Source organism: Brevibacillus borstelensis (assembly GCF_037834415.1).
Taxonomy (GTDB): Bacteria; Bacillota; Bacilli; order Brevibacillales; family Brevibacillaceae; genus Brevibacillus; species Brevibacillus borstelensis_A.
In genome coordinates, this window is record NZ_JAUMSJ010000010.1 from 1 (window position 1) to 20,836 (window position 20,836).

General features: G+C 53.2%; 22 protein-coding genes, 2 tRNA genes and 1 riboswitch. Of the genes, 4 read left to right on the plus strand and 20 right to left on the minus strand.

Translation table 11 applies throughout. The annotated features are described in order from the left end of the window. Positions 1-183 (plus strand): hypothetical protein (locus tag Q3F21_RS10750; RefSeq protein WP_340252320.1); only part of this gene is annotated, 183 nt, incomplete at its 5' end. 144 nt (positions 184-327) lie between these two features. Here the strand turns inward: Q3F21_RS10750 and Q3F21_RS10755 are convergent. The 7 genes from Q3F21_RS10755 to Q3F21_RS10785 form a co-directional block, all read right to left on the minus strand. Then, positions 328-414: transfer RNA gene (locus tag Q3F21_RS10755), tRNA-Leu, on the minus strand. 24 nt (positions 415-438) lie between these two features. Continuing rightward, a tRNA-Lys gene (locus Q3F21_RS10760) sits at positions 439-514 on the minus strand. A gap of 215 nt (positions 515-729) precedes the next feature. Further along, positions 730-1,446 (minus strand): GYF domain-containing protein, encoded by a 717-nt coding sequence (locus tag Q3F21_RS10765; protein ID WP_340252322.1) that lies wholly within the window; start codon positions 1,444-1,446, stop codon positions 730-732. Next, the gene (locus Q3F21_RS10770; RefSeq protein ID WP_340252324.1) at positions 1,400-1,867 is read right to left on the minus strand and encodes a hypothetical protein; all 468 of its coding nucleotides are present in this window, start codon (positions 1,865-1,867) and stop codon (positions 1,400-1,402) included. The genes Q3F21_RS10765 and Q3F21_RS10770 overlap by 47 nt, the downstream gene beginning before the upstream one ends. Before the next feature lie 101 nt (positions 1,868-1,968). Continuing rightward, positions 1,969-3,189: a tetratricopeptide repeat protein gene (locus tag Q3F21_RS10775; protein ID WP_340252326.1), complete on the minus strand. Its 1,221-nt coding sequence runs from the start codon at positions 3,187-3,189 to the stop codon at positions 1,969-1,971. Positions 3,190-3,211: 22 nt separating this feature from the next. Beyond that, complete coding sequence (locus Q3F21_RS10780; RefSeq protein ID WP_340252328.1) at positions 3,212-4,636, minus strand: AAA family ATPase; 1,425 nt, start codon at positions 4,634-4,636, stop codon at positions 3,212-3,214. Positions 4,637-4,915: 279 nt separating this feature from the next. Beyond that, complete coding sequence (locus Q3F21_RS10785) at positions 4,916-6,580, minus strand: catalase (protein ID WP_425341242.1); 1,665 nt, start codon at positions 6,578-6,580, stop codon at positions 4,916-4,918. A gap of 161 nt (positions 6,581-6,741) precedes the next feature. Between Q3F21_RS10785 and Q3F21_RS10790 the strand changes: the two genes are divergently transcribed. Then, positions 6,742-6,996, plus strand: a complete 255-nt coding sequence (locus Q3F21_RS10790) for a hypothetical protein (protein WP_340252330.1) — start codon at positions 6,742-6,744, stop codon at positions 6,994-6,996. Here the strand turns inward: Q3F21_RS10790 and Q3F21_RS10795 are convergent. From Q3F21_RS10795 to Q3F21_RS10815, 5 genes are all read right to left on the minus strand, one after another. Then, a complete protein-coding gene (locus Q3F21_RS10795; RefSeq protein ID WP_340252332.1) occupies positions 6,962-7,957 on the minus strand; it encodes an ABC transporter permease in 996 nt (331 codons plus the stop codon). The genes Q3F21_RS10790 and Q3F21_RS10795 overlap by 35 nt on opposite strands. A 1-nt stretch (position 7,958) precedes the next feature. Next, positions 7,959-9,443 (minus strand): sugar ABC transporter ATP-binding protein, encoded by a 1,485-nt coding sequence (locus Q3F21_RS10800; protein ID WP_340252334.1) that lies wholly within the window; start codon positions 9,441-9,443, stop codon positions 7,959-7,961. Between the two features lie 75 nt (positions 9,444-9,518). After that, the gene (locus Q3F21_RS10805; protein ID WP_340252336.1) at positions 9,519-10,526 is read right to left on the minus strand and encodes a sugar ABC transporter substrate-binding protein; all 1,008 of its coding nucleotides are present in this window, start codon (positions 10,524-10,526) and stop codon (positions 9,519-9,521) included. 128 nt (positions 10,527-10,654) lie between these two features. Next, positions 10,655-10,776: riboswitch (SAM riboswitch) on the minus strand. Positions 10,777-11,102: 326 nt separating this feature from the next. Next, positions 11,103-12,215, minus strand: coding sequence for an S-layer homology domain-containing protein (locus tag Q3F21_RS10810; protein WP_340252338.1), 1,113 nt, complete (start codon positions 12,213-12,215; stop codon positions 11,103-11,105). A gap of 99 nt (positions 12,216-12,314) precedes the next feature. Continuing rightward, positions 12,315-13,556, minus strand: a complete 1,242-nt coding sequence (locus Q3F21_RS10815; RefSeq protein ID WP_340252340.1) for a WG repeat-containing protein — start codon at positions 13,554-13,556, stop codon at positions 12,315-12,317. 196 nt (positions 13,557-13,752) lie between these two features. Here Q3F21_RS10815 and Q3F21_RS10820 point away from each other — a divergent pair, with 196 nt between their 5' ends. Both Q3F21_RS10820 and Q3F21_RS10825 read left to right on the plus strand, forming a co-directional pair. Then, the gene (locus tag Q3F21_RS10820) at positions 13,753-14,097 is read left to right on the plus strand and encodes a DUF192 domain-containing protein (protein WP_340252341.1); all 345 of its coding nucleotides are present in this window, start codon (positions 13,753-13,755) and stop codon (positions 14,095-14,097) included. Between the two features lie 17 nt (positions 14,098-14,114). Then, positions 14,115-14,867 (plus strand): hypothetical protein, encoded by a 753-nt coding sequence (locus Q3F21_RS10825; protein WP_340252343.1) that lies wholly within the window; start codon positions 14,115-14,117, stop codon positions 14,865-14,867. Between the two features lie 38 nt (positions 14,868-14,905). Here Q3F21_RS10825 and Q3F21_RS10830 read toward each other — a convergent pair whose 3' ends face one another. The 8 genes from Q3F21_RS10830 to Q3F21_RS10865 form a co-directional block, all read right to left on the minus strand. Continuing rightward, positions 14,906-15,370 carry a TadE/TadG family type IV pilus assembly protein gene (locus Q3F21_RS10830; protein WP_340252345.1) on the minus strand — a complete coding sequence of 155 codons (465 nt, stop codon included), beginning with the start codon at positions 15,368-15,370 and terminating at the stop codon, positions 14,906-14,908. Positions 15,371-15,411: 41 nt separating this feature from the next. Beyond that, positions 15,412-15,828 (minus strand): TadE/TadG family type IV pilus assembly protein, encoded by a 417-nt coding sequence (locus Q3F21_RS10835; protein WP_340252347.1) that lies wholly within the window; start codon positions 15,826-15,828, stop codon positions 15,412-15,414. Further along, positions 15,807-16,325, minus strand: coding sequence for an A24 family peptidase (locus Q3F21_RS10840; RefSeq protein ID WP_340252349.1), 519 nt, complete (start codon positions 16,323-16,325; stop codon positions 15,807-15,809). The genes Q3F21_RS10835 and Q3F21_RS10840 overlap by 22 nt, the downstream gene beginning before the upstream one ends. A gap of 8 nt (positions 16,326-16,333) precedes the next feature. Next, complete coding sequence (locus tag Q3F21_RS10845; protein ID WP_340252351.1) at positions 16,334-16,510, minus strand: Flp family type IVb pilin; 177 nt, start codon at positions 16,508-16,510, stop codon at positions 16,334-16,336. Between the two features lie 30 nt (positions 16,511-16,540). After that, a complete protein-coding gene (locus Q3F21_RS10850; protein ID WP_340252353.1) occupies positions 16,541-17,218 on the minus strand; it encodes an SLAP domain-containing protein in 678 nt (225 codons plus the stop codon). 29 nt (positions 17,219-17,247) lie between these two features. Continuing rightward, entirely contained in the window at positions 17,248-18,822 is a 1,575-nt protein-coding gene (locus tag Q3F21_RS10855; RefSeq protein ID WP_340252355.1) for a hypothetical protein, read from the minus strand. A gap of 182 nt (positions 18,823-19,004) precedes the next feature. Continuing rightward, positions 19,005-19,898: a hypothetical protein gene (locus Q3F21_RS10860; protein ID WP_340252357.1), complete on the minus strand. Its 894-nt coding sequence runs from the start codon at positions 19,896-19,898 to the stop codon at positions 19,005-19,007. A 36-nt stretch (positions 19,899-19,934) separates the two neighbouring features. Continuing rightward, on the minus strand, positions 19,935-20,828 hold the full coding sequence (locus Q3F21_RS10865; RefSeq protein WP_340252359.1) for a type II secretion system F family protein: 894 nt from the start codon (positions 20,826-20,828) through the stop codon (positions 19,935-19,937). Positions 20,829-20,836 lie beyond the last annotated feature (8 nt).

Sequence of the window (20,836 nt, forward strand, 5' to 3'; positions counted from 1 at the left end):
AAAGAAATTGCTAGGCTTGTGATTTGCTCACGAACGAAGTATTTCAGCAGTCACAACCGGCATCACTTCGATACTGAAGTGCCTCAGTTTGACAACTGGCATTACTTCGGTAAAAACGCTTCGCTGTTCAGTTTTCAAAGAGCATTTCGCGCTCACTATCGCAAGGTACGTATTCTAATTTAACACGTCGCGCTTCAAAAGTCAAGCATTTTTTAATTATCTTTCAAAAACGACTGTTATTTTTAGTGTCCCTGCACTTGCTCTTGCAGGCAGGAATCTAATGTACCATGTTTATCGAAACATATCAACCGGAAAATCATGGTTGCATGGTGCGGTCGAGAGGACTTGAACCTCCACGGTGTTGCCACCACTAGAACCTGAATCTAGCGCGTCTGCCAATTCCGCCACGACCGCATGTCAATATAAAAACGTAAAAACTGGTGAGCCATGAAGGACTCGAACCTTCGACCCTCTGATTAAAAGTCAGATGCTCTACCAACTGAGCTAATGGCTCAAAAGAAGCTCGCAAGCAATTGATCATTTGTCTTCTTTCAATTGCCTCACAGGATTTATATACTAGCAGCACTTGCACAAAAAAGCAAGATGAAAATTTCAGTTTTACTCTCAAAAAAACGAACCCCCGGCAGATGCCATCCTGGGGGCATCGCCAGGGTTCTTTCGTCGCCGTGCTTGCTTGCTGAAAAGGTAAGCATTCACGAAGATTTACAGTCATTTATCCGCTTTGAAGCGGACTGTTGCAAAAGGAGCGGCTTCTTTGATCTTCAGCCATTCCTTCATGCCTCGCTTCCAGACATGGCTTGTTTCCAAATCGATTTGACCAGTTTCAGCAACCCACATCATGATATTCGCAGCCAGCGGTCCCCGCATTTCTCCGTTCGCTACAAGCATCCATTCTGCTTCACCGGCTGCTTTGACGGGCACATTCCATTTCTTTTTCGAAGGCATACCCGTCTCGAATGGAACCGGAAGCCCATCTGCCTGCAAAGACGCTATGTAAATTTGCAGTTCCTTCAGCAAACCCGTCAACAACTCACGGTTGCAGCCCGCTGTGTTAAAAACGCCATCCGTCCCCAGTCTAAGATCGTATTTGCCAAATATCCCCAATTTAACTTCAAGAAATTGACCCCACGACAATTGCGTAATAAAGCCTGGCTGGATGGCTTCGCTCCTCCAGTAGATTCCATTCAATGTAAGTGCCATTCCCAACTTCCTGCTCCCTAGAAGAGTTGTATCGACAAAAGCGAGAATGCGTTCTCCGGGAGAGAGCGGAAATCGCTCGAAAATCGTTTTTAATTGGGACGGGGTCAATTCCTCATGGGTGACATACCGCAGAAACTGCTCTCTGTACTTCAAACAGATCGCCTGAAGCATTTTGATATCAGGCTCGACCCGCAAAGCGGCCGCTTCCCTGCTCTGTATCGCCATCTTCCTCCGCTTCTTCTCCATTGCCCTGCAATGCGTTTACGACCTTTTGCAGAAACCGGGCCATCTCTTCATTGGACAAAGGACTGCCGACTATTTCAAACACCATGCCCCTGCCCAGATCGACCTTCCATTTCCCCTCGGGCCGGATTTCTTCTACGCCTTCCAATTCCTCCCAGGAAATAAAGGTTCGCTCCCGGAGTAGCTTCCAGTACAGGCCGCTGTCGGTGATGGCTACCCCGTCCTTCCCGCTTCCCAGCAAGGTAAAGTCAAGGACCGCGATGACCCGTTCCTCGCGAGGAACCGTATAATGGGCGTAGACGTTATTCAAAATCTTTTGCGGAATCGTACCTGCGTACAGTTTCCTTTTTGTGTACTGCATGCAAATTTTCGTTACTGCGGATAAAAACGCTGCTGAGCTCATCGGTTTGACCACTCCAGCCTGAAAATCCTTTTAAGCGGGATCGCACCCAGCCGACTGACACACGCAAGCCGCATGGGGATCAAAAAAAGACATCCACATCGTCAGCGGCGGCGGAACGGCTTGGCCAGCAGTCTGAAAATGTACAGGAAGAGAAGATAGACAATCGCTATCGCGTAAATCAGCCCCTGAAAAAAAGGAGTAATCCAAGGAAGTACGTAAATCTTGAACGCTCCCTTGTCCAATACCGTCTGAATCCATGTTTCTATGTGCGCATTCCCGGGGAACTGCCGCTGTATCTTTTGAAAATGAGCAAGCGCTGCCTTGTATTTATCCTTATCAAACAGCAACTGGCCGTATGCGATTTGCATTTCCAAATCGTCCGGCCTTATGGACAAGTACTTCTTCAGCTCTTTCATCGGCTTTCGATCAAATTGCAGCTTGATTCTGATCAATTGCTCGAGATGCCACAGACTGTCCGGATACAGCTGGGACCATGCTTCAAACGTACTGGAAACAAACCGGTAGTAGTCCTGTTGATCTTCATGTTGTTCAAACTGGCTCAATACGTAGTGAACCTCTCTGGCATCGGGATCCATGCTCAACGCCTGGTCGAGATAGCTCCGTCCGTCTTCTCTCTTGCCAAGGGTGAACAAAAGAAACGCGTAGTTGGCGAGCTTCTCCGCGTCTTCGGGACTTAACTCCAGTGCGATGGCATACTCTTTTTCCGCTTCCTCGTATTTCCCCAACGCGTAATACAAATGACCCGTAATCGAATGAATCCGCGAATTTTGAGGATCGATTCCAATGGCTTGCTCCGCGATCTTCAACGCTTCTTCCATCTTCTTCTTGCTTTCCCCGACGAAAAAATACCGAAAGTACAGCTTGCGGGGATTGAAGGCATAGGCGTACATGCGATAGGAGGGGGAATCGGTCTGGGAATAATAGAGCGTCTCCACCAGTTCACAGTAATGAATGATAGCAAGAGGTCTTAGTTCGATCGCCTGCTTGAAGCTTTCCACGGCACGGCTATAGTCCCCGCTATACCTGCACACGCAGCCGTAAAAGTGAAATACTCTAGGGTGGGAGGGCCATAAACCCAGCATGTATTGGGCGGTTTCTCTCGCCTCATCCATTCTGCCGAGATTCAAATAAGAGTAGCCCATTTGCAGCAAAGCATAGAAATGGTCGGGTTCCACTGCCAGCAGTTTTTTGGCCTCCGTGATCACCGTCTCGTAATTGTCGTTATCAAAATGGTACTCGATGCTATCTACCAGTCTTTCCACTATCTCTTCGGAATCGCTGTGTATCCTTTCTTCCGCCATCTCTCTCAACTCCTGGTGAAGATTAAATCTGTCTGCCAAACTTGCGCAAATATGCCTCCACATCGTTGTAAAGCCCGCTTTGGTTGGCGTATTTGACATAGTTTTTCGCCGTGCGAAGCCAGTCCAAGGTGGTCGGCTTCACTTCACTCAAGACCGACTCCAGGTCCCTCATCATGATCGGGCGCTCCACACCGGTCTCCAAAATATCCTCAAGGACAATCTCCGCTGCCCGCTCGCACACATTTTCAATGTCAGCTCCGGAAAAGAATTCCGTGTGCTTCGCCAGCCAATGGGGATCGATTCCCTCGGCAAAACGCCCGCGCAGCTTCAACGCGAAAATTTGCTGGCGTGCTTCCAGATCCGGCGGCGCAACAAAAACCAACCGGTCAAACCGGCCCGGCCGCTTCAGCGCATTGTCCACATCCCAGGGAAGATTGGTAGCCCCGATGATCAAAACCTGGTCGGTGCTTGTATCGATCCCTTCCATTTCCGACAAAAAGGTATCGATCACACCGCGCATGTAATTGGACGAAGATTTCGAACGATTGTAGCCGATCGTGTCGATCTCGTCAAAAAACATGATGCTCGGTTTATTGTGACGGGCCTTGTCAAACATGGCCTTCAGATTCTGCTCGCTGACTCCGATGTACGGGTCCAGAATATCGGTGATGTGCACCGGGATAAAGTTGGCCTTGCATTCTCCTGCCGTCGCTCTCGCCACAAACGTCTTCCCGCAGCCTGGAGGGCCGTACAGCAGTACACCGCCGCCCGTTTTTTTGCGAAATTTGGAAAACAGCCCTTGATTGAAAAACGGGCTGATAATCCGCAGGCGAATCGTTTTTTTCAATTCCTGCAGTCCGGCCACATCCTCAAACGTGACTTTCCTTAAGGCAGGCAGCTCCTCTTTTTTCTCTCGTTGGCCGCCGTCGATAATGTGCAGACCAGGATGGTTTTTCACCTTGTAGGAATAATGGTTCTGGCGGCCAGATCCGGTCCACTGCCGGCCGTCATGATCATCATCCTCGCTATCGCTGTCAACGTCATCCGCTTCCTCCAAATTCCCTTCGACATTCCCGCGATCCTCTCGTTCTTGATCATCTCGTTGGTCGGCGAACTCTTTGTCATCTTTGATGTATCCTGTTTCCGGCCTTTTCATGAGTGGCGTGACATTTTCCGCCTTGTTTGCGGAGGAGTTTTCCTGTACGGCTGAGGCAGCGGCAGCACTGCCGCCCGGATTTTGCTGCAGCTTTTGTGTGGCTTGGGACAGCTCCCGGATCAAATCATTGCGCAATTCATCATGATCGCAACAGGCGAGCCCGGTAGAATACGAACTGATAGCCTCCAGCCACAAACCGTTCTCAGCCAGTTCCTTCCCCAGCCAAAAGTGAGCTTGGGCGTCCTCCGGATGCTTCGCCGCCATCTCGCGCAGCCATTGAATTTTTTCCAAGATGTGTTCACTGCCTTTTCCATGGTCCTCGATCTATAATCCAGTTATCGGATTTTTTGTTTAGAATCTCTAACCATTCTACATCAAATGTCAAAAACTTCAATAAATGCAGTGGATGATGGCAGTTTCTGCGGATTGCCCTTTTCCTTGTTTACTGTTGGGCTTGTGAGCGTAAGACGTGGAGGGGTAGGGCTTTTTAACCATTTTCCCATGCTGTTTGGGTGCCTTGATGAAAATGAAAAGGCCGCCCACTCTCACGTGAAACGACCTTTCCTTCCTTTAATATGGATCAGCCTGATGCCCTTTTCTTTCGGCTTCCTTCACAGCTGCTCCTGTGTTTTCTGTCCCCATCGGACCGCCCGTGCCCATTTTTCCCGATTCCTTGCTGCCCGCCATCTCCAGACCTTCCCTGACGCGCCGCCCGTAATCGGGATCGCATTTCGCAAGCATATCGATCATCTTGTCTTGAATTTCCTTCCTGCATACGCGGAAGGCGTTAACCAGATTTTCGATCAGATCGTCACGTTCCCAGTCTTCGAACATCCGGTAACGCTCTCCGGCCTGCTTGAAGTCATTGGTCCGGTCGATTTTTTGCCGCACCACATTTCCCGCGACATACGGCTCGTGATCCTTTCCTTCCTGCGTGGCCTCATGCAGTCCGCCGATCGTGGACGGCTCGTAGTTGATATGCGGATTGATCCGGTCCACATGGTAAAGCATTTGCCCGCCTTCCTGGTTGGTGGCCACACGCTTTTTCGGCGCATTGATCGGAAGCTGAAGATAATTGGCGCCCACCCGATAACGCTGGGTGTCGGAATAGGAAAACGTCCGCCCCTGCAGCAGCTTGTCGTCGGAAAAATCAAGCCCGTCTACCAGGACACCCGTCCCGAAGGCTGCCTGCTCCACTTCCGCGAAGTAGTTTTCCGGATTTTTGTTCAACACCATCTTGCCTACAGCACGAAACGGAAATTGGTCCTCGGGCCACAGCTTGGTTGGGTCCAAAGGATCAAAATCAAGCTCCGGGTGCTCGTCGTCGCTCATGATCTGGACGCACAGCTCCCACTCCGGGTACTCCCCCCGCTCAATCGCTTCGTACAAGTCTTGCGTGGCATGATTGAAGTTTTGCCCCTGGATTTTTTTCGCTTCTTTTTGCGTGAGGTTCTTGATGCCTTGGGAAAGCGGCTGCCAATGGTACTTGACGAGAACGGCAACGCCCTCTTTGTTGACCCACTTGTACGTATTGACGCCTGAACCCTGCATCTGACGATAATTGGCCGGGATGCCCCACGGAGAGAAGAGGAACGTAATCATGTGCATCGCTTCCGGGGTGTTGGAGATGAAGTCAAAAATGCGCTCCTGGTCCTGAATATTGGTCACCGGGTCCGGTTTAAAGGCATGAACCAAATCGGGAAACTTCATCGCATCCCGAATGAAAAACACTTTCAGATTGTTGCCGACCAGATCCCAGTTGCCGTCTTCTGTATAAAATTTGACGGCAAAGCCGCGCGGATCGCGCAATGTCTCCGGGGAGTGGGTGCCGTGGATGACCGTTGAAAACCGGACAAACACGGGTGTACGCTTTCCCGCTTCCTGAAACAGCTTGGCCCTGGTGTACTTGGCCACAGGCTCGTTGCCCGCTTTGCCGTACGCTTCGAAATAGCCGTGGGCGCCGGCCCCGCGCGCGTGAACGACCCTCTCCGGAGTGCGTTCCCTGTCAAAATGAGTGATTTTTTCGAGGAAATCGTAGTTCTCCAGTGTCGTGGGACCTCGTCTGCCCACCGTCCTGATGCTCTGATTGTCCGTAATGGGATGTCCTTGCCGGTTTGTGAGAGATTCCCCGCTTTCTCCCGCTGTCATTCTTTTGTCGTATACGCCGCCGGCCCCGATAACCGAGGTTCCATGTTCTCCTTCTGTTGACGTCCCTTCCTTGCGAACATCGCTCATTGCAGTTCCCCGCTTTCAGCTGATTTGGGTCGATCCGCCTTTTTCGTTGCATACATGTTAATATCTTCCTGCGGGAGCGGGTTTATGCAAATTGATCCTGTCAAAGCTCTAAAGGAAGTGGATTTTAAAAGCGAATGTATAACGTCAAGGGGGTGCTGCAAGTGAAGGAGCAAGTCTTGAAGGCTTATGCAAAACTGGCTCGGGATTACGAGAAAAATGTGGACAAGGAGAGCGGCACGAACGCTTATTATGAGCGTCCAGCGATGATGAAGCTGTTGCCGGATGATCTGAGTGAATGTGCGGTTCTTGACGCGGGATGTGCAGCAGGCTGGTATACAGAGCAGCTGGTCGAGCGCGGCGCACATGTGACTCCCTCGCAGCCTATGCCCGTTTTCTCCGCAATTGATAGTACGTGACCGCCAAGGCCAAAGCCAGGACGATCCCTTTGATGATGTCATACGCATAATAAGGAAGATTCAGCATCGTCATGCCGTTCAGCAAAACTCCGATCAGGATGGCTCCGATGAAGGTGCCGAACACATTGGGCTTGCCTGCTCCAAATACAGAGAAGCCGACAAACGCCGCTGCCACCGCATCCATCAGCATGGAGCCTCCGCTGCTTACCTGACCGGTCCCGATCCTCGCGGCCAGGAGCATTCCTCCCAGTCCGGCAAACAGGGCGGAGAGCACGTAGGCAAGCGTCCGGTAGCGGTTTACGGGAATCCCGGACAGCCTTGCCGCTTCGACATTTCCCCCGGTCATGTACAGCATCCGCCCTTGTCTCGTATACGTCAGGTAGATGTGCGTGACCGCCACCAGCAGAAAGGTGAGCAGCACGGGCACGGGGACTGAGAAAATTTCGCCTTGTCCCAGCCAGAGGAACCATTCCTGAAATTTTCCCGGAGCGGTCGTGCCGTCCTCCATCGGCATGTTGGCGTAAATCGAGTAGCCCTTCGAGTAGGTCATATGCACACCGTTTACGATATACAGCATCGCCAAGGTAGCCAACAGGTCGGGAATCCGGATCTTCACGACCAACAGCGCGTTGATCAAGCCCACCAGAACGGCGAGGATGATCGGAACCGCCAGTGTCGCGACCGCTCCTTGCTGGTACCAGACCATCATCGATGCGGAGACCACGGTAGTTAAAGAGACGGTCGAACCGACAGACAGGTCAAACCCGCCGACGATCAGGGAAAAGGTGACGCCTACGGCCACAAATGTCACAATCGAGATGGACCGCAAAATATCCGTGATGTTGGCATAGGTAAAGAAATACGGATTAGTCAGGCTAAAGAGCAGGATGACAATGGCAATCACGGCAACCGTTCCGTATTTGTAGACAAAATCAAACAGGCTGTATTTTTTCGCTTCCATCCTACTCACCCCCGCTGGCGTAATACATGATTGATTCCTGAGTCGCTTCTTCCCGGCTCAGTTCTTTTACGATCTGCCCCTCAAACATAACGAGAATCCGGTCCGCGATCCCGAGCACCTCGGGAAACTCGCAGGAGAAATACAAGATGCCCTTTTTCTCTGCGGCGAGCGAGCCGATCAAGCGGTAAATATCGCTTTTGGCTCCGATGTCCACACCCTTCGTCGGCTCGTCAAACATAAAGATGCGCGCATCCGTATCCAGCCATTTTCCGATGGCGACCTTTTGCTGGTTTCCCCCGCTCAAGTGACCGACAGGCTGGTGGATATCCGCTGTTTTTACCCCCAGTGTCCTGACGATCTTCTCCGCTTGCACAGACTCCAGCCTTTGCTTCACAATGCCCTTCGGCGACCATTTGGCCAGAGTCGCCACTGACAGATTACGGGCAACCGACTCCTCTACGAATATCCCTTCCTTGCGGCGCTCCTCCGGCACGAGGACGATCCCCGCCTCGACTGCCTCTTTCGGCGTGCGAAGACGCAAGGCCCTGCCGTTTACAATCAGCTCGCCGTCCTCCCGCTCATCCGCGCCAAACAGCAGACGTGCCAGCTCTGTTTTCCCCGCGCCGACCAGGCCAACGACGCCGACGATTTCTCCCTCGCGCACATGCAGGTCGGCTTTTCGCACCTTGCCTCCTTTGGCGTTCTTTACTTCGAGGATCGTCTTGCCGATCGGAACCTCCGTCTTCGGAAACTCTTCGGAAAACGTCTTGCCCAGCATCGCGGAGATGACCTCGTCCATATTTGTCTCTGCCGTCTTTTTGATAGATATCCGCTGTCCATCGCGCATGACGGTAATCCGGTCGCAAATGCGAAAGATTTCCGGCAGCCGGTGGGAAATATAGATAATGCCCATTCCCGCTTGCTTGCACTGCTCAATAATTTGGAACATCCGCTCTGTCTCCGTGTTGCTGAGCGGAGCTGTCGGCTCGTCAAAAATAATGAACCGGGCTCGCTGTACAGCTGCGCGGGCAATCAGGATCAACTGCTTTTCAGACAGCGTACAGGCTTCTACCTGCTTTTTCACAGGGATGGAAAAGCCAAACCTCGCGAGAATCGCTTCCGCCTCTTCGTACAAGCGGCGCCAGTTGATCAGGCCCTTTGCCTGTATTTGCCGGTCCAACAGGATGTTTTCCGCCACGCTGAGATAAGGGATCAGGGCCGTGTCTACTTCCTGATAGACGCATTGAATCCCGAGCGTTTTGGCATCCTGCGGCGACTGAATGGCAGCCTCGCAACCATCAATTGCAATCGTCCCCCCGTCTGCCGTATAGGCCCCCGTCAAAATCTTCATGAGGGTGCTCTTCCCTGCTCCATTGGCTCCGAGCAGGGCGTGAACTTCTCCTGCCCTCACTTCGAAATCGACTGACCGGAGCGCCGGTACCCCTGAAAACTGCTTCTCGATGCCGTTCATCTGCAAAGTCGTCATTGTTTGCCCCCCTTATTAAGGAAAAATCCCGTTGATGGATGATCAACGGGATGCGCTACACCATCTATGACAGGATCACTTGCCCCATTCTTTCACGTACTGGGAGAGATCTCCCAGGGCGATCTTTTTGTCCGTTGGCAAATCGTCGCGTTTGACCAGCACCGGGTTCAGCTTTACGCTGTCCGGCACCTGCTCGCCCTTGATTTTCTTGAAGACGGTCTCGGCTTGAATGCGTCCGATGTTGCCCGGGTCTACCGCCGCGGTCGCTACCCACGAGGTGGAGGGATCCTGAATGAGCTGCAGGTCTTCGTCGCTCAAATCGATCGAGTACACGTTGATCTCGGTACGGCCGGCCTGTTGGATGGCCCGTGCCGCTCCTTTGGCGAACTCATCCCAGGAAGCCCAGACCGCTGTAATGTCGCCTTTGTTCGGATACTTCTTCAGAATGGCCTCCATCTGCGATTGCGTATCCAGCGCGGTGTTGTTGGTGGCGCTGCCGAAAGCGGCGACTTCCTTGATATCCGGGTACTTCTTCAAAAAGGCTTCGTACGTAATCTGGCGCTTTTCCATCGGGGCAAAGCCAGCCACCCAAATCTTTACGATGTTCCCTTTGCCGCCTGTATCCTCGGCCAGCTTCTCCAGACTCAGGTCGGCAAGCTTCTGGTCATCCTGCTCCACTACCGGAACGCCGGGGAGCTTGATGTCTGTATCGAACAGCACGAGCGGGATGTTTTGCTTCACAGCCTTTTCAGCACCTTGCTGCAGCGCCTCCGCTGTGCCGTGGTCAATCAAAATGCCGTCAAAATGCTGATTGACCGCCGCATCCAGGTTGGACGCCATTTTCGACAGATCGGTATCCGCGTTGAAGACGGTCAGCTCTCCGCCGTTCTTTTCCACTTCCGCTTTCACCCCGGCAATGTACTGAGCCGAGAATGTACCGACATTTTGCCGCATCACAAGCGCAATCCGCTTCGGTTTTTCGCCGGAGCCGCCTCCTTCCGCTCCATTGCCTCCGCCGCATGCTGTCAATAAAAGTGAGACAGAAAGGATAAGTGAACCAATCAAACTAAACTTCCTTTTCATATCGGAATACCCCCTTTTAAAAGTAACACGGTACATCCTTCTGCGGTTTTGAACCGAAATGCAATCCGATTTCTCCATCCAAAAAAGCCTCTTTCCAGATGAAAGAGGCTTAAATCAGCGATTCACGCCTCTCATCTGTCAGGTATCGCTACCTGTAGGAGTTAGCACCTTGGCTCAAAAGAAACGCGTTCTTTCGCGCTAGGTTGCCGGGCTTCATTGGGCCAGTCCCTCAGCCTTCTCTGGATAAGAGTTCATATTCTCATATCAAAACCTTTTGTATATACAGAATATAATGGCTGCTATCAGCCCTGTCAACTAGGATTTTCTCTCCTTCACCGTATCTGCCTTTTCGAGTGCCCGGGTGACAAACCAACCGTGCTGTGCCCGAATCGAGCTCCCATTCGCCACCCCAGTACCCAACTCATTTTGCTTTCCCAGGCAAAATGAAAAAGAGATAACAAAAGCGGACGGCACCGCTTGTGCCATCCGCTTTTCTTGCCCGACTATTTGCCATCTTCACGTTGAGGCGGTATCTGTCTGTATGTTTCCCGGCGATGCACCAGCTTGGCCGGTTCTCTATTTTTGTTTGTAATCCATTCTCACTACCTTCCAGCCGTACAGACTGGATTCATCCTGCTCCAAAGTATACTCCACCTGATAATTTCCCGTCAGCTGATGATGATAGCTTCCTGTCGCCCATAAACGCTTCGGATTGCTGTCATCTTTTCTGACCGCCAGACTTCCGCTGTAATCATGCAGAGGGAGCGGAGCGATTTCCTGCAGCGAATCCTGGGCGTCCTTGCCGAAAAACTGCTGGATCCGGGACTGATCATTCTGTACATATGCCTGATTGGCCGAAGTGAGGAAGAGGTTGATGATGTTTTTCTGGCGGGTCTGGGTTTCCTTGAACTGCTGAGGCGCATCACTTTTGAAATAGTCATGCAAGCGTTTCAGGATGACGGCAAACTGCGCGCGCGTCATCTGTTTTTTTGGCTCAAAGTGGCTTTCTGCGTTAAACAGATTGAACTCGGCAACGGCCGTCGCATAAGGCGAAGCGGTATCCTCGTATTTGGTCTCGCGCTTCCACAGATAGTAGCTCGTATAGTAAGGCGACACTTCATCCAGCTTGAGCGTTGTCATCCGCAATTTGTAAGGAGCGAGGACGTGGAACAGGATCATGCTCGCTTCTTCCCTCGTCAGCGGCTTTTGCATATAATCGGCGGACAGCCACCAGTTGATATTACTCAATTGCGGCTGCTTCATTCCGCTACGCTCGGATAAGTGCAGGTAGAACAGCATGCTTTCTCCCGGATCGAAAGAATTGACAAACCCGGTTTGAACGTCGAGCATGACACGCATATTGGCAAGGAGCTGTTCCGTCTCCTGTTTAAGAAGGTACCGGTGGTCCAGATGCGTATTTCGCTTGGCCGTGCCCAGCGGTCCGTAGACGCCTTCGAGCACCCTGTTCAACAAGGCCAGAGCTTCCCCACGCGCAATCGGACTGTCCGGATTAAAAAATCCGTACTTGACGCGGTAAATATTCAGCGCGCTCAGCTCCTCAATCTCCTTCTGGGCCCAATGTCCCTGAATATCCTCATAGTACCCGGGAGCCGCGGAAGCTCCTGCCGCAAAGCAGCATTGGATGAACAAACTGAACATAACGATCCAGGCAAGATAACGTTTTAACATTTTCCGTACTCCTTTCTCCATAGCACTTCGGAAAAATGATTCCTTCCATACATGACCGCTCTTTCGGACGAGCATTCTTTTTGCTCTTTCAAATTCTGTCTACTCTTGGGCTGCTGCTCCTGTTTTATCGATCTTGATCAGTTTTCCGTTCTGTTTGACGGTGGCGACGCCGTTTTGAAAAGGTGTGGCGTACTCGTACTGATAGCCGATGACCAGGCTGCCCTCTGTATTGATGTACCCGAATTTCCCTCCCTTTTTCACGACAGCGAGACCTTCGGAAAAACTGGTCGCATGGTCGAATTGATAAGAAATGGCCAGCTCTTTGTCAAACAGATTGACCTGCTTTGTATAGCCCCATTTTCCATCTTTCTGCACCGGCTCAAGCACGACAGCCGGTGCTGCTTTTGCCTGGGGCTTTGGCTGAGTCGGCTTTGCTGCAGGCTGACTGGCTATTGCCGCAACCTCTTGACTCGGTTTTGCAGGCTGCTGGGCTTTGGGGGTCGAAGCAGCCGTGGATTGCTTTCGTGTGTTGTCTTTCTTTGGTCGCGGGGGAGCTTCCTTTTTGACGGCGGGCGGTGGCGCTGCCTTGGCGTCACTTTGCGTTGTCGCCGCCGGACTGGGTGTCGCCGGAACTTCTGCCTGCGGCTGTTGCCCGGCAGGCGTTTCCGCCGGTACTGCTGGGAGTTGCGGCAGTGGCGAGGCAGGCATCAGTTCTTTTCCCTGCCCGCTCAGGCTGGACGCTGTCTCCAGGGCAGCGGCAGCCTTTTCCTTCGCAAATCCAAACAGGGACGCCCGCATGTCTTTTCGGTCTCCATCGGCCGGAGGGCTGGAAGTATCCGGCTCTTCCCCTGCAGTCGTTTGCTTTCCTTCACTTGCGGAAGCCGTATCTGCCTTCGAAGCCGCAGGCTCTGGCTGGGCACTTGCCGACTCTCCTGTCCCGCCGCTCATCTGAGACAGGGCAACGCCGTTGATAATCAGCGTCACCGCCACGATCGCCCCACCGATGATCAGGCTTTTGCGATTGCCCCTATTTTTTTTCTTTTTGGCTGGTTCGGCAGCGGTCACCTGGATGTGCGTTTCTGTCCGCTGATCCTCATACTGGGCCAGAACGACCATGCTTCCGACCACCCCCACCGTTACTGCCCCTGCCTTGGTTACTGTGCCGATCTGCGGCTGGTCTGTACTCCAGCGTACTTGCTCTGTAACGTCCTCCTCCCGTCCATCCATCCAGACGAGGTACGCCTTCAGCTGTGCTGTTTGACCGGGATGCAGCTCCAATTCAGCCGGTACGACTTTGATGTAATGGGTCGCGGGTTCCCCGGTTATCGATTGTATGGACATGGTGACACCTCCAAATTGTTCAGGGTTAACGTATAGGGCATGCCTGCCCTGATCTTGCACGGTATACGCCGCTGCTTCCCTTCCGCCAGTCACAGGGTTACGTGTCATTTTGCCGGGCTTGATAGAAAAATCCAGAATTGTTATGATGTAGAACAAATGCCAGATTGGGCAAAATATTCAGCCCGGAGGCGCGCTTATGAAGATTACGAATGCAACGAAAAGCACAATGATCGCAAAGCGGGCGACTTGCGCCGACACATCGGTCACTAGGATGCGTGGCTTGCTCGGGAAACGCGCTCTTCCCGAAGGACAGGCATTGATCATTCGCCCTTGCAGGGCTGTCCATACCTGGTTCATGCGTTTTCCCATTGATTGTCTGTTTGTCGATCGGCACGGCGAGATCGTCCACCTCATCCAGGAGCTGCCTCCATGGCGGTGTACTCCGTTCATAAAAAGGGCGGACTATGTTGTCGAACTGCCCCCCCAAACGATCCGCAAGACTCAGACTGAAATAGGCGATCGACTGGAAATTACAAGCTAGCGAAAGGAATCGAGACCATGATTATTCAGCCATCAAATATCCAACCTCAGCCCATTTCAGTTCTCCTGGGCCATAGTCTGAAAACGGGAAAACGCATCTGGCTCAGCCAGTTTCCCTTCCTTTTTCTGATCGTTTCCCTCCTGTTTTGGTCACAGCAAGCGCTGACAGGGTGGGCTCAGTCCCAGCAGTTGAAGGAAGCGTTTAGCCCGCTGATCATGACACCGGTCAATGGCATCCTGCTGTCCCTCTATTTCGTCTACATGGGAACCGTTTTAAAACGATCTCATCTGGGGACGCAATGGGATCAGCAGCTCCAGGCTTTTGCGGCATTTGGAAGCCTGGTGCCCGCTGTTATCCTTGCCAGTCTGCTTGAATTTGCAGGAGTGGCATTGGGCACGCTTCTCTTGATTGTTCCGGGCATTCTGCTCATGATCTGGTTTACCGTCTTTCCGCAGGTGATTGCCTTTGAAGGGACGGGGGCGATCGCGGCACTAAAGCGAAGTCTCTTTTTGGTAAAAGGCTCCACCCTTCGCGTACTGGGCGTCGTTCTGATATTTGCCGTTGCACGAGCGGTTCTGCAATATGTGCCGGGCCTCCTGTTGCCGACAGCAGCCAGTCAGCCGGCCATCTCCTTTTTGATCTTCCTTATACGCGAAATGCTGATTTTGCCGTTTGAAGGCACCGCCTACTACTTGCTGTACCTGGAGCTGCGAGCCAGAAAAGAGGCATTTGATTTCGACGTATACCAGGAGGAGAGCAGCAGACTGTAATGCCTAGTCTTGTATGGACGGTCGCGAGTGGCCGTCCTTTACTCTTCCATCCTCGCCTCTGCGGATGCGTGCAGGGTCGTTCCCTGGATGCCAAACATCTTCATGAAGAAAAAGGGGCATTCAGCTTGCGCCTTTACGACGATGGTGGCACCGCTCACCTCCACACCGGTGAGCTCGGCCCGAGGATAGTTGATTGCCAGGTAGCTGGCTGCGAGTGACCGTGCGTTACCGGGCAAAAGCACGACTCGCAGCTCTTCGGGCGGCTCGACATTCCAGAGATCGCGGTCATACGAATCCAGTCCCGCCCAGGCCGCAGCGTCAGTGGCCTCCGACAGCTTCGCTTGATGGTAGGCAATCACTCCGGTGTCAATGACCAGCCCGGCTATTGCCACCAGGATGGGAAGAAAAGCAGCGAACAGCACCAGAGCGCCGCCCTTTTCGTCCCGTTTCCACTGGCTCCACTTTCGTTTCCATTCCTTTTTCCACTTCGCTGGTATCTTCATCTGACCTCATTCTTTCCCGCATCCGGATTTTTGTCCGTCTGCTACAGCACTTTATAGACAGCCGTATGCTCCAGTTTTACGACGGGATTGGAGAAAAACGCGCTGATGATCGGGATCGTGACCGGGTAGTCATAGGTGACTGTCACGCGAATGTCATCTCCCGTTTCCTGGATCTGAACATCGTGAGACCCGTTCAGGCCGTTCGTCAGAATGGACAGGGCCGTGTTGCGGATTTTGGCCCGCGCGGCCCCAGCCCCCTCATCATCCCAGATAGCGCCGCCTACCCGCGCTCCCTGGCTGGCAGACAAGACTACGAGGGTTTTGGCGTACATCATATGTCCAAAAACGAGGATGCCTGTGATCAGTAGGATCATGACCGGCAGGACAATGGCAAATTCCGTGATAGCCTGCCCTTCTTCTCTTTTGACAAGTTGTCTTAGACGATTGCCGATCCCCAATACATGGTCACCACCGTTCCGATAAATATTGCAATGCCGTAGGGAAATACCGGCTGGGAGCGATCTTTCAGCACATGCAAAAATTCCTTCAGCTTCCCGCTAAACAGATAGACAAAAAAGAGATAGAGCAGCTCGCATGTCCCTTTAAAACCACGCGCAGCGACCACGATTCCGGCTGCGATGACACCCCCGACAGCGATCACGACAAAACTGTTGGTGACGATAAAGGGAAGACCCATGACCGCACCAATGCTGCCCATCATTTTTACATCACCGGCCCCAAAGGCTCCCAGCAAGTAAGGGAGAAGAAAAATCCCAAGTCCGGCCAGCAACCCTAAAAAATGCTCCACGAAGCCGGACCAGCCGTAGAGGATGGTGCCGTTTGCCAGTCCGGCCAGCGCGAGCGATACCGTCAACAGGTTGGGAATTCGATATTTCCACACGTCAAAGACGAGCGCGATCGTGAGACCGAACAGACAAAGGCCGTACGTGAACATCTCCGAGCTCAACTACCGGAAATGCTTTTGGCAATGTCTTCAAATACTTTGACAATCTTTTCCTTCATGGCGACCAGACCAGCGATGGCGGCGATGGCGATAATGCCGAGAATCAAGCCGTATTCGCTGAGCGCCTGTCCCTCTTCTTCCTTCCAAAATTGGACCAGTGCTTGTTTTGCCTTCATTGCGAATCCCTCCATTGAATTGTTGAATGATTAGAAGCCTTGCAGTGTGAAAACATACCCTTCCTGCTGGAATGAATAATTGCTGATAAGAACATCCTTCTTGTCGACGACGATGCTGAGCGGACGCGCTTCCCCGGTCGAAAGACTTCCAATGTCCTGAGCATTCGGAGCAAACGGAACCTCGGCTACCTTTTGGCCATCCGCCTGATAGATCGTCAGCACAGCCTTTGAGAGATCAGCATGTGCCAGTGTTTTCCCCGGCACGCCATTTCGCAGCAGCATGACTGCGAGCAGCGACCCATCCTCCTGGTAGGCGGCTGTCACCGGAACGACATCCACGCTGCCTTCGGCCAGCGGCAAATAAAGCTCAAGCAGCGCAGCCAGATATTTTTTCATTTCCTCTGTTCGAAATGCTTCTTGATGCTCCAATACGGACAGCTTTGACTCGACCCATTTTCCGCCTTGCCCGATGATCTCGTCCCTTTTTGCTTTCAACTGCTCCTTTACTGCCTCCAGCTGCTTCGTTCGCTCCTCCAGATCCGCTTGCTGCAGGTCCGCCAGCTGTTCGGCGCGGTGCTGCAGCTTCCTATCCACTCCGTTCTCCTGCCCGGTAGCCGAGGCGGACGTGCCGCTCTCCCCGCCGCAAGCGGCGAGAAAGAGAAGCAGGCACGTCGCCATCATGATGCTGCCTATCTTTTTCAGTTGCATGGTAACGTCCTTTCCATCATCCGGTCGACTCAACCAAATGACTTTCGTACATTGCTGAAGAAACCTGTGATAGCGTTTCGTGCAGAGCTGGCTGCCTTGCGCGTGGAGCTCCAAGCGCGGCTGGCGGTCTGCTTTGTCGCGGACCATGCCCGGCTGGCGGTTTGCTTTGTTGCATTCCACGTGCGGCTCGCGGTCTGCTTCGTTGCATTCCACGCGCGGCTCGCGGTCTGCTTTGTTGCATTCCAAGCGCGGCTCGCGGTCTGCTTCGTTGCATTCCAAGCGCGGCTCGCGGTCTGCTTCGTTGCATTCCACGCGCGGCTCGCGGTCTGCTTCGTTGCATTCCACGCGCGGCTCGCGGTCTGCTTCGTTGCATTCCACGCGCGGCTCGCGGTCTGCTTTGTTGCATTCCAAGCGCGGCTCGCGGTCTGCTTCGTTGCATTCCACGCCTTGCTAGCCGCCTGCTTCGTCGCATTCCACGCCTTGCTAGCCGTCTGCTTCGTTGCATTCCACGCCTTGCTAGCCGCCTGCTTCGTCGCGCCCCAAGCCTTGCTTGCTGCCTGCTTCGTTGCGTTCCACGCCTGGCTTGCTACCTGTTTCGTTGCGTTCCACGCCTGGCTTGCTGCCTGCTTCGTTGCGTTCCACGCCTGGCTCGCGGTGTTCTTTATTGCGGACCAAGCATTGGCAGCAAAATTTTTTGTCGCGTTCCAAGCGTTTCGGCCCAATTCTTTTCCCTTATCCCACAGCCATTTGGCGGCTGCGGCAATTTCCTTCCGATACTTCAGAGCCGTGGACACGACTGCCGCTCCGAGCGCAATCCCCGCAACGATCGGTGCCGCTGGCGTCGCAAGCAGGAACGGCAACGCCACTCCGGCCAAACCTCCAATGATGTCTACAGAACCTTCAGCGACTTTCCAGCCATCGTTGCTCTTTACTCCCTGAACGACATCATATACGCCGAATCCTGCGGAAATCGCGGCAAACGGTGCCCCCGCCTTGGCGAGGAAAACACTGGCCGGCCCGTTCTGCAGCGTCGTCCAGGAGAACTCGTTTTTCAGCTTCGCCCACCAGCTTACATTGGCGGCGGTATTGGCCGCTCCTGTAAACACGGTTTGATAGTTGAATGCCGCCCGGAATTCCACAGCCTTGAGAACAGGGTCAATCCCTTTTTCAATCAACGTCGCGCTCCAGTGGGTATCACCTGCTTCGTTGAAAATCTTTGTCCCGGATGCTACGACTCCGAGGATTCCCACAACGATGTTCCCCCCGCTGGGCGAGCTGCTAATGCCTTCTACTGCCTTGGTGACCTCCAGTATATACGTGAACGTATTATTGAATGTCTTTCCGGCCTTGTAGACAGTGTCGGCAGTGTCCTTATCCTGTCCCTTTGCATTCGGCAAGGTTCCAGGTGCTGCCCCGTTCATCCCCGATCCCGGTTTTACGTCGTTCTTTTCATCTGCCTTGATCATGTTGGGACTCGGTTTTTCGTTTGCCGACACCGTCTCTGTTGGCACGGCAAACCACAGCACGTTGAGCAGCATGATGAGGAAAACAGACATACCGGCGATCAGACGCCTGCTCTGTTTTTTCCTGAACCACCTGTACATGATCGACCTTCCTTCCTGCTTAGTGAAAAAACCTCCATCGATGACTTTTCAAGGATGAGCGATGTCGCTTTGGCGGAAGGTTTTTGTCTAGTTAATAAGGAAAGCCCACCTCCTCCAAAAGATTTCCCACTGCTCGTCGCCGCAGCTACCACCCCCCTTTTTGTCCGTCCGCTTTCGGCTGCTCATGCCTGTATCCCCGCTCCTTTCGCTCCGAGCAGCCATTTTTGCCGCAGCAGATCATCCGTATGCTTGCCGATAAAATCCCGCACTTCGTTCTTCGCCGTCCAGATGGCCTGCTCCAGATTCTGCGCACCGCGCTCCGCTATCGAAATCCGCTCCACCTGGAAGGAGTTATCCAGCAGAGCAACGATATTTTTAGCCAGTTTTTCGTCATCGGCGGCAAGCCACTTCTGCGCGAGCGCGTCGGAAAACAGCCGTTTTGTTTCCGTACGGGCTTTATGGGATTCCAGCAGGACCAGCACTCTTTTGCGCGAATCGTCCATGAAGTCCAGCACCGCCTTGTCAAGCAGGCTTACCTCTTGCTCCTTCAGCGGTTGGCCCGCCTTGATCGGCTCCAACCGCCGCAAGACCTCTCTCCCGGCTGTGTTGATACGCTCCCCGAGCTGAGCTCCTTCCCTCAAGTACTGCTTGTAGCCGTCGAAGTGAGCCTGCGCTTCCCTTCCCTTCTCCTCTCCGAGACGATCCCACACCTTTTTGCTCAATTTTTCAACGTGCCGGATGATGGGCACAAACGACTGCGGATCGACAGCCAGATTCTTTTTGAGATAACCGGCGTTGTTGTCGACCGTCACGATCAGCTGATACATGCGCAAGCATCTTTTCGTCAGGCCCTGATCCGGGACCAGGCGTCCTTCTTGATCCACGACAGCGAAATTCGTAAAATTCGTTTCCATCCGGAGCAGCACAGACATCGGGTAGATCCCCACCAGACGATAGGGATCTTTGTCAACGATCATCTCCGAGCTCATGTAAATCTGCTGCAAGCCGCGCTTAAACGGGGACAACGCCGTCTTGTATGCGCCTTTTGCCGGCGACATGATCCATAGCAGTTTCATTGTCGTGTCCTCCTTGTTGGTTCATTGGCAGATCGCTTAATTCAGGACAAACCGGGCCAATTCAATAAAGACAGGTCCGAGCATAAATATGGTCATCGCCGGGAAGGCAAGCAGCAGCAAAGGCAGGAACAGCTTCAAGGAAGCCTCGGCACCGAGTCTTTGCGCTTTTTTCTTGCGGGCCTCCCACACTTCCGAGGCTTGCTGGCGAAGCACGGCCGTGATCCCGGAGGCGCCGCGCTCGATGGTCTGCGACAGGGTCGACACAAACCGGCTTACCTCTTCCACCTGACAGCGATCAGCCATGCGCTCCAGCGCCTCGATTTGCCCGATTCCATAGGCCACATCATTGACGACCGTCAAGAGCTCCCGGGCGAGCACCCCTTTTTGGCGAGTCGCTACCTCACGCAGCGCGGGAGGGAGGTGAAGCCCCGCCTCACACATGATCGCGACCGCGTTTAACAGGTGCGGCAGCTCGCGGCGTATCGCCTCCTGCCTGCTCTTGATCTTTTGCTTGATCCATTGCAGCGGCAGGAAATATCCGAGCGGTACGGCCGCTATAGCGATCAGGTAATAATCAGAGTTTCCGTTTGCCCACCCGAGAAACAGAAAGTACAAGCCGGCCAGCACAGCCGATGCCGTCTGGGCGCTCACAAAATTCTCCACCGTCCAGTTCTCGGCCATTCCGGCGTGAATCAGCCTGGTCTGGATATCCTTGCGCTGTTTGGGACGGATGCGCAGCCTCAAAGTGGTCAGCATGCTCATCACGACAGGAGTCATGATGTGGATAGGGCCGGTTTTTCGGGTGGTGGAGGCGACATAGGATGACATAAATACAAAGCCCTTCTTTATTTTTTGCGCCTGCAGCCATTTGGTCGGCAAAAAGAGCATCACGACCAGGACAAATGCGAAGAAGGCAATCAGCGTCGGCATAAACAATC

Bases quoted from the DNA above. Each gene is read 5' to 3' on its own strand.
- Q3F21_RS10765 (WP_340252322.1), bottom strand. From the start codon at position 1,446: ATGGCGATACAGAGCAGGGAAGCGGCCGCTTTGCGGGTCGAGCCTGAT.
- Q3F21_RS10770 (WP_340252324.1), bottom strand. From the start codon at position 1,867: ATGAGCTCAGCAGCGTTTTTATCCGCAGTAACGAAAATTTGCATGCAG.
- Q3F21_RS10775 (WP_340252326.1), bottom strand. From the start codon at position 3,189: ATGGCGGAAGAAAGGATACACAGCGATTCCGAAGAGATAGTGGAAAGA.
- Q3F21_RS10785 (WP_425341242.1), bottom strand. From the start codon at position 6,580: ATGAGCGATGTTCGCAAGGAAGGGACGTCAACAGAAGGAGAACATGGA.
- Q3F21_RS10795 (WP_340252332.1), bottom strand. From the start codon at position 7,957: ATGGAAGCGAAAAAATACAGCCTGTTTGATTTTGTCTACAAATACGGA.
- Q3F21_RS10800 (WP_340252334.1), bottom strand. From the start codon at position 9,443: ATGACGACTTTGCAGATGAACGGCATCGAGAAGCAGTTTTCAGGGGTA.
- Q3F21_RS10805 (WP_340252336.1), bottom strand. From the start codon at position 10,526: ATGAAAAGGAAGTTTAGTTTGATTGGTTCACTTATCCTTTCTGTCTCA.
- Q3F21_RS10810 (WP_340252338.1), bottom strand. From the start codon at position 12,215: ATGTTAAAACGTTATCTTGCCTGGATCGTTATGTTCAGTTTGTTCATC.
- Q3F21_RS10815 (WP_340252340.1), bottom strand. From the start codon at position 13,556: ATGTCCATACAATCGATAACCGGGGAACCCGCGACCCATTACATCAAA.
- Q3F21_RS10820 (WP_340252341.1), top strand. From the start codon at position 13,753: ATGAAGATTACGAATGCAACGAAAAGCACAATGATCGCAAAGCGGGCG.
- Q3F21_RS10825 (WP_340252343.1), top strand. From the start codon at position 14,115: ATGATTATTCAGCCATCAAATATCCAACCTCAGCCCATTTCAGTTCTC.
- Q3F21_RS10830 (WP_340252345.1), bottom strand. From the start codon at position 15,370: ATGAAGATACCAGCGAAGTGGAAAAAGGAATGGAAACGAAAGTGGAGC.
- Q3F21_RS10840 (WP_340252349.1), bottom strand. From the start codon at position 16,325: ATGTTCACGTACGGCCTTTGTCTGTTCGGTCTCACGATCGCGCTCGTC.
- Q3F21_RS10845 (WP_340252351.1), bottom strand. From the start codon at position 16,510: ATGAAGGCAAAACAAGCACTGGTCCAATTTTGGAAGGAAGAAGAGGGA.
- Q3F21_RS10850 (WP_340252353.1), bottom strand. From the start codon at position 17,218: ATGCAACTGAAAAAGATAGGCAGCATCATGATGGCGACGTGCCTGCTT.
- Q3F21_RS10855 (WP_340252355.1), bottom strand. From the start codon at position 18,822: ATGTACAGGTGGTTCAGGAAAAAACAGAGCAGGCGTCTGATCGCCGGT.
- Q3F21_RS10860 (WP_340252357.1), bottom strand. From the start codon at position 19,898: ATGAAACTGCTATGGATCATGTCGCCGGCAAAAGGCGCATACAAGACG.
- Q3F21_RS10865 (WP_340252359.1), bottom strand. From the start codon at position 20,828: ATGCCGACGCTGATTGCCTTCTTCGCATTTGTCCTGGTCGTGATGCTC.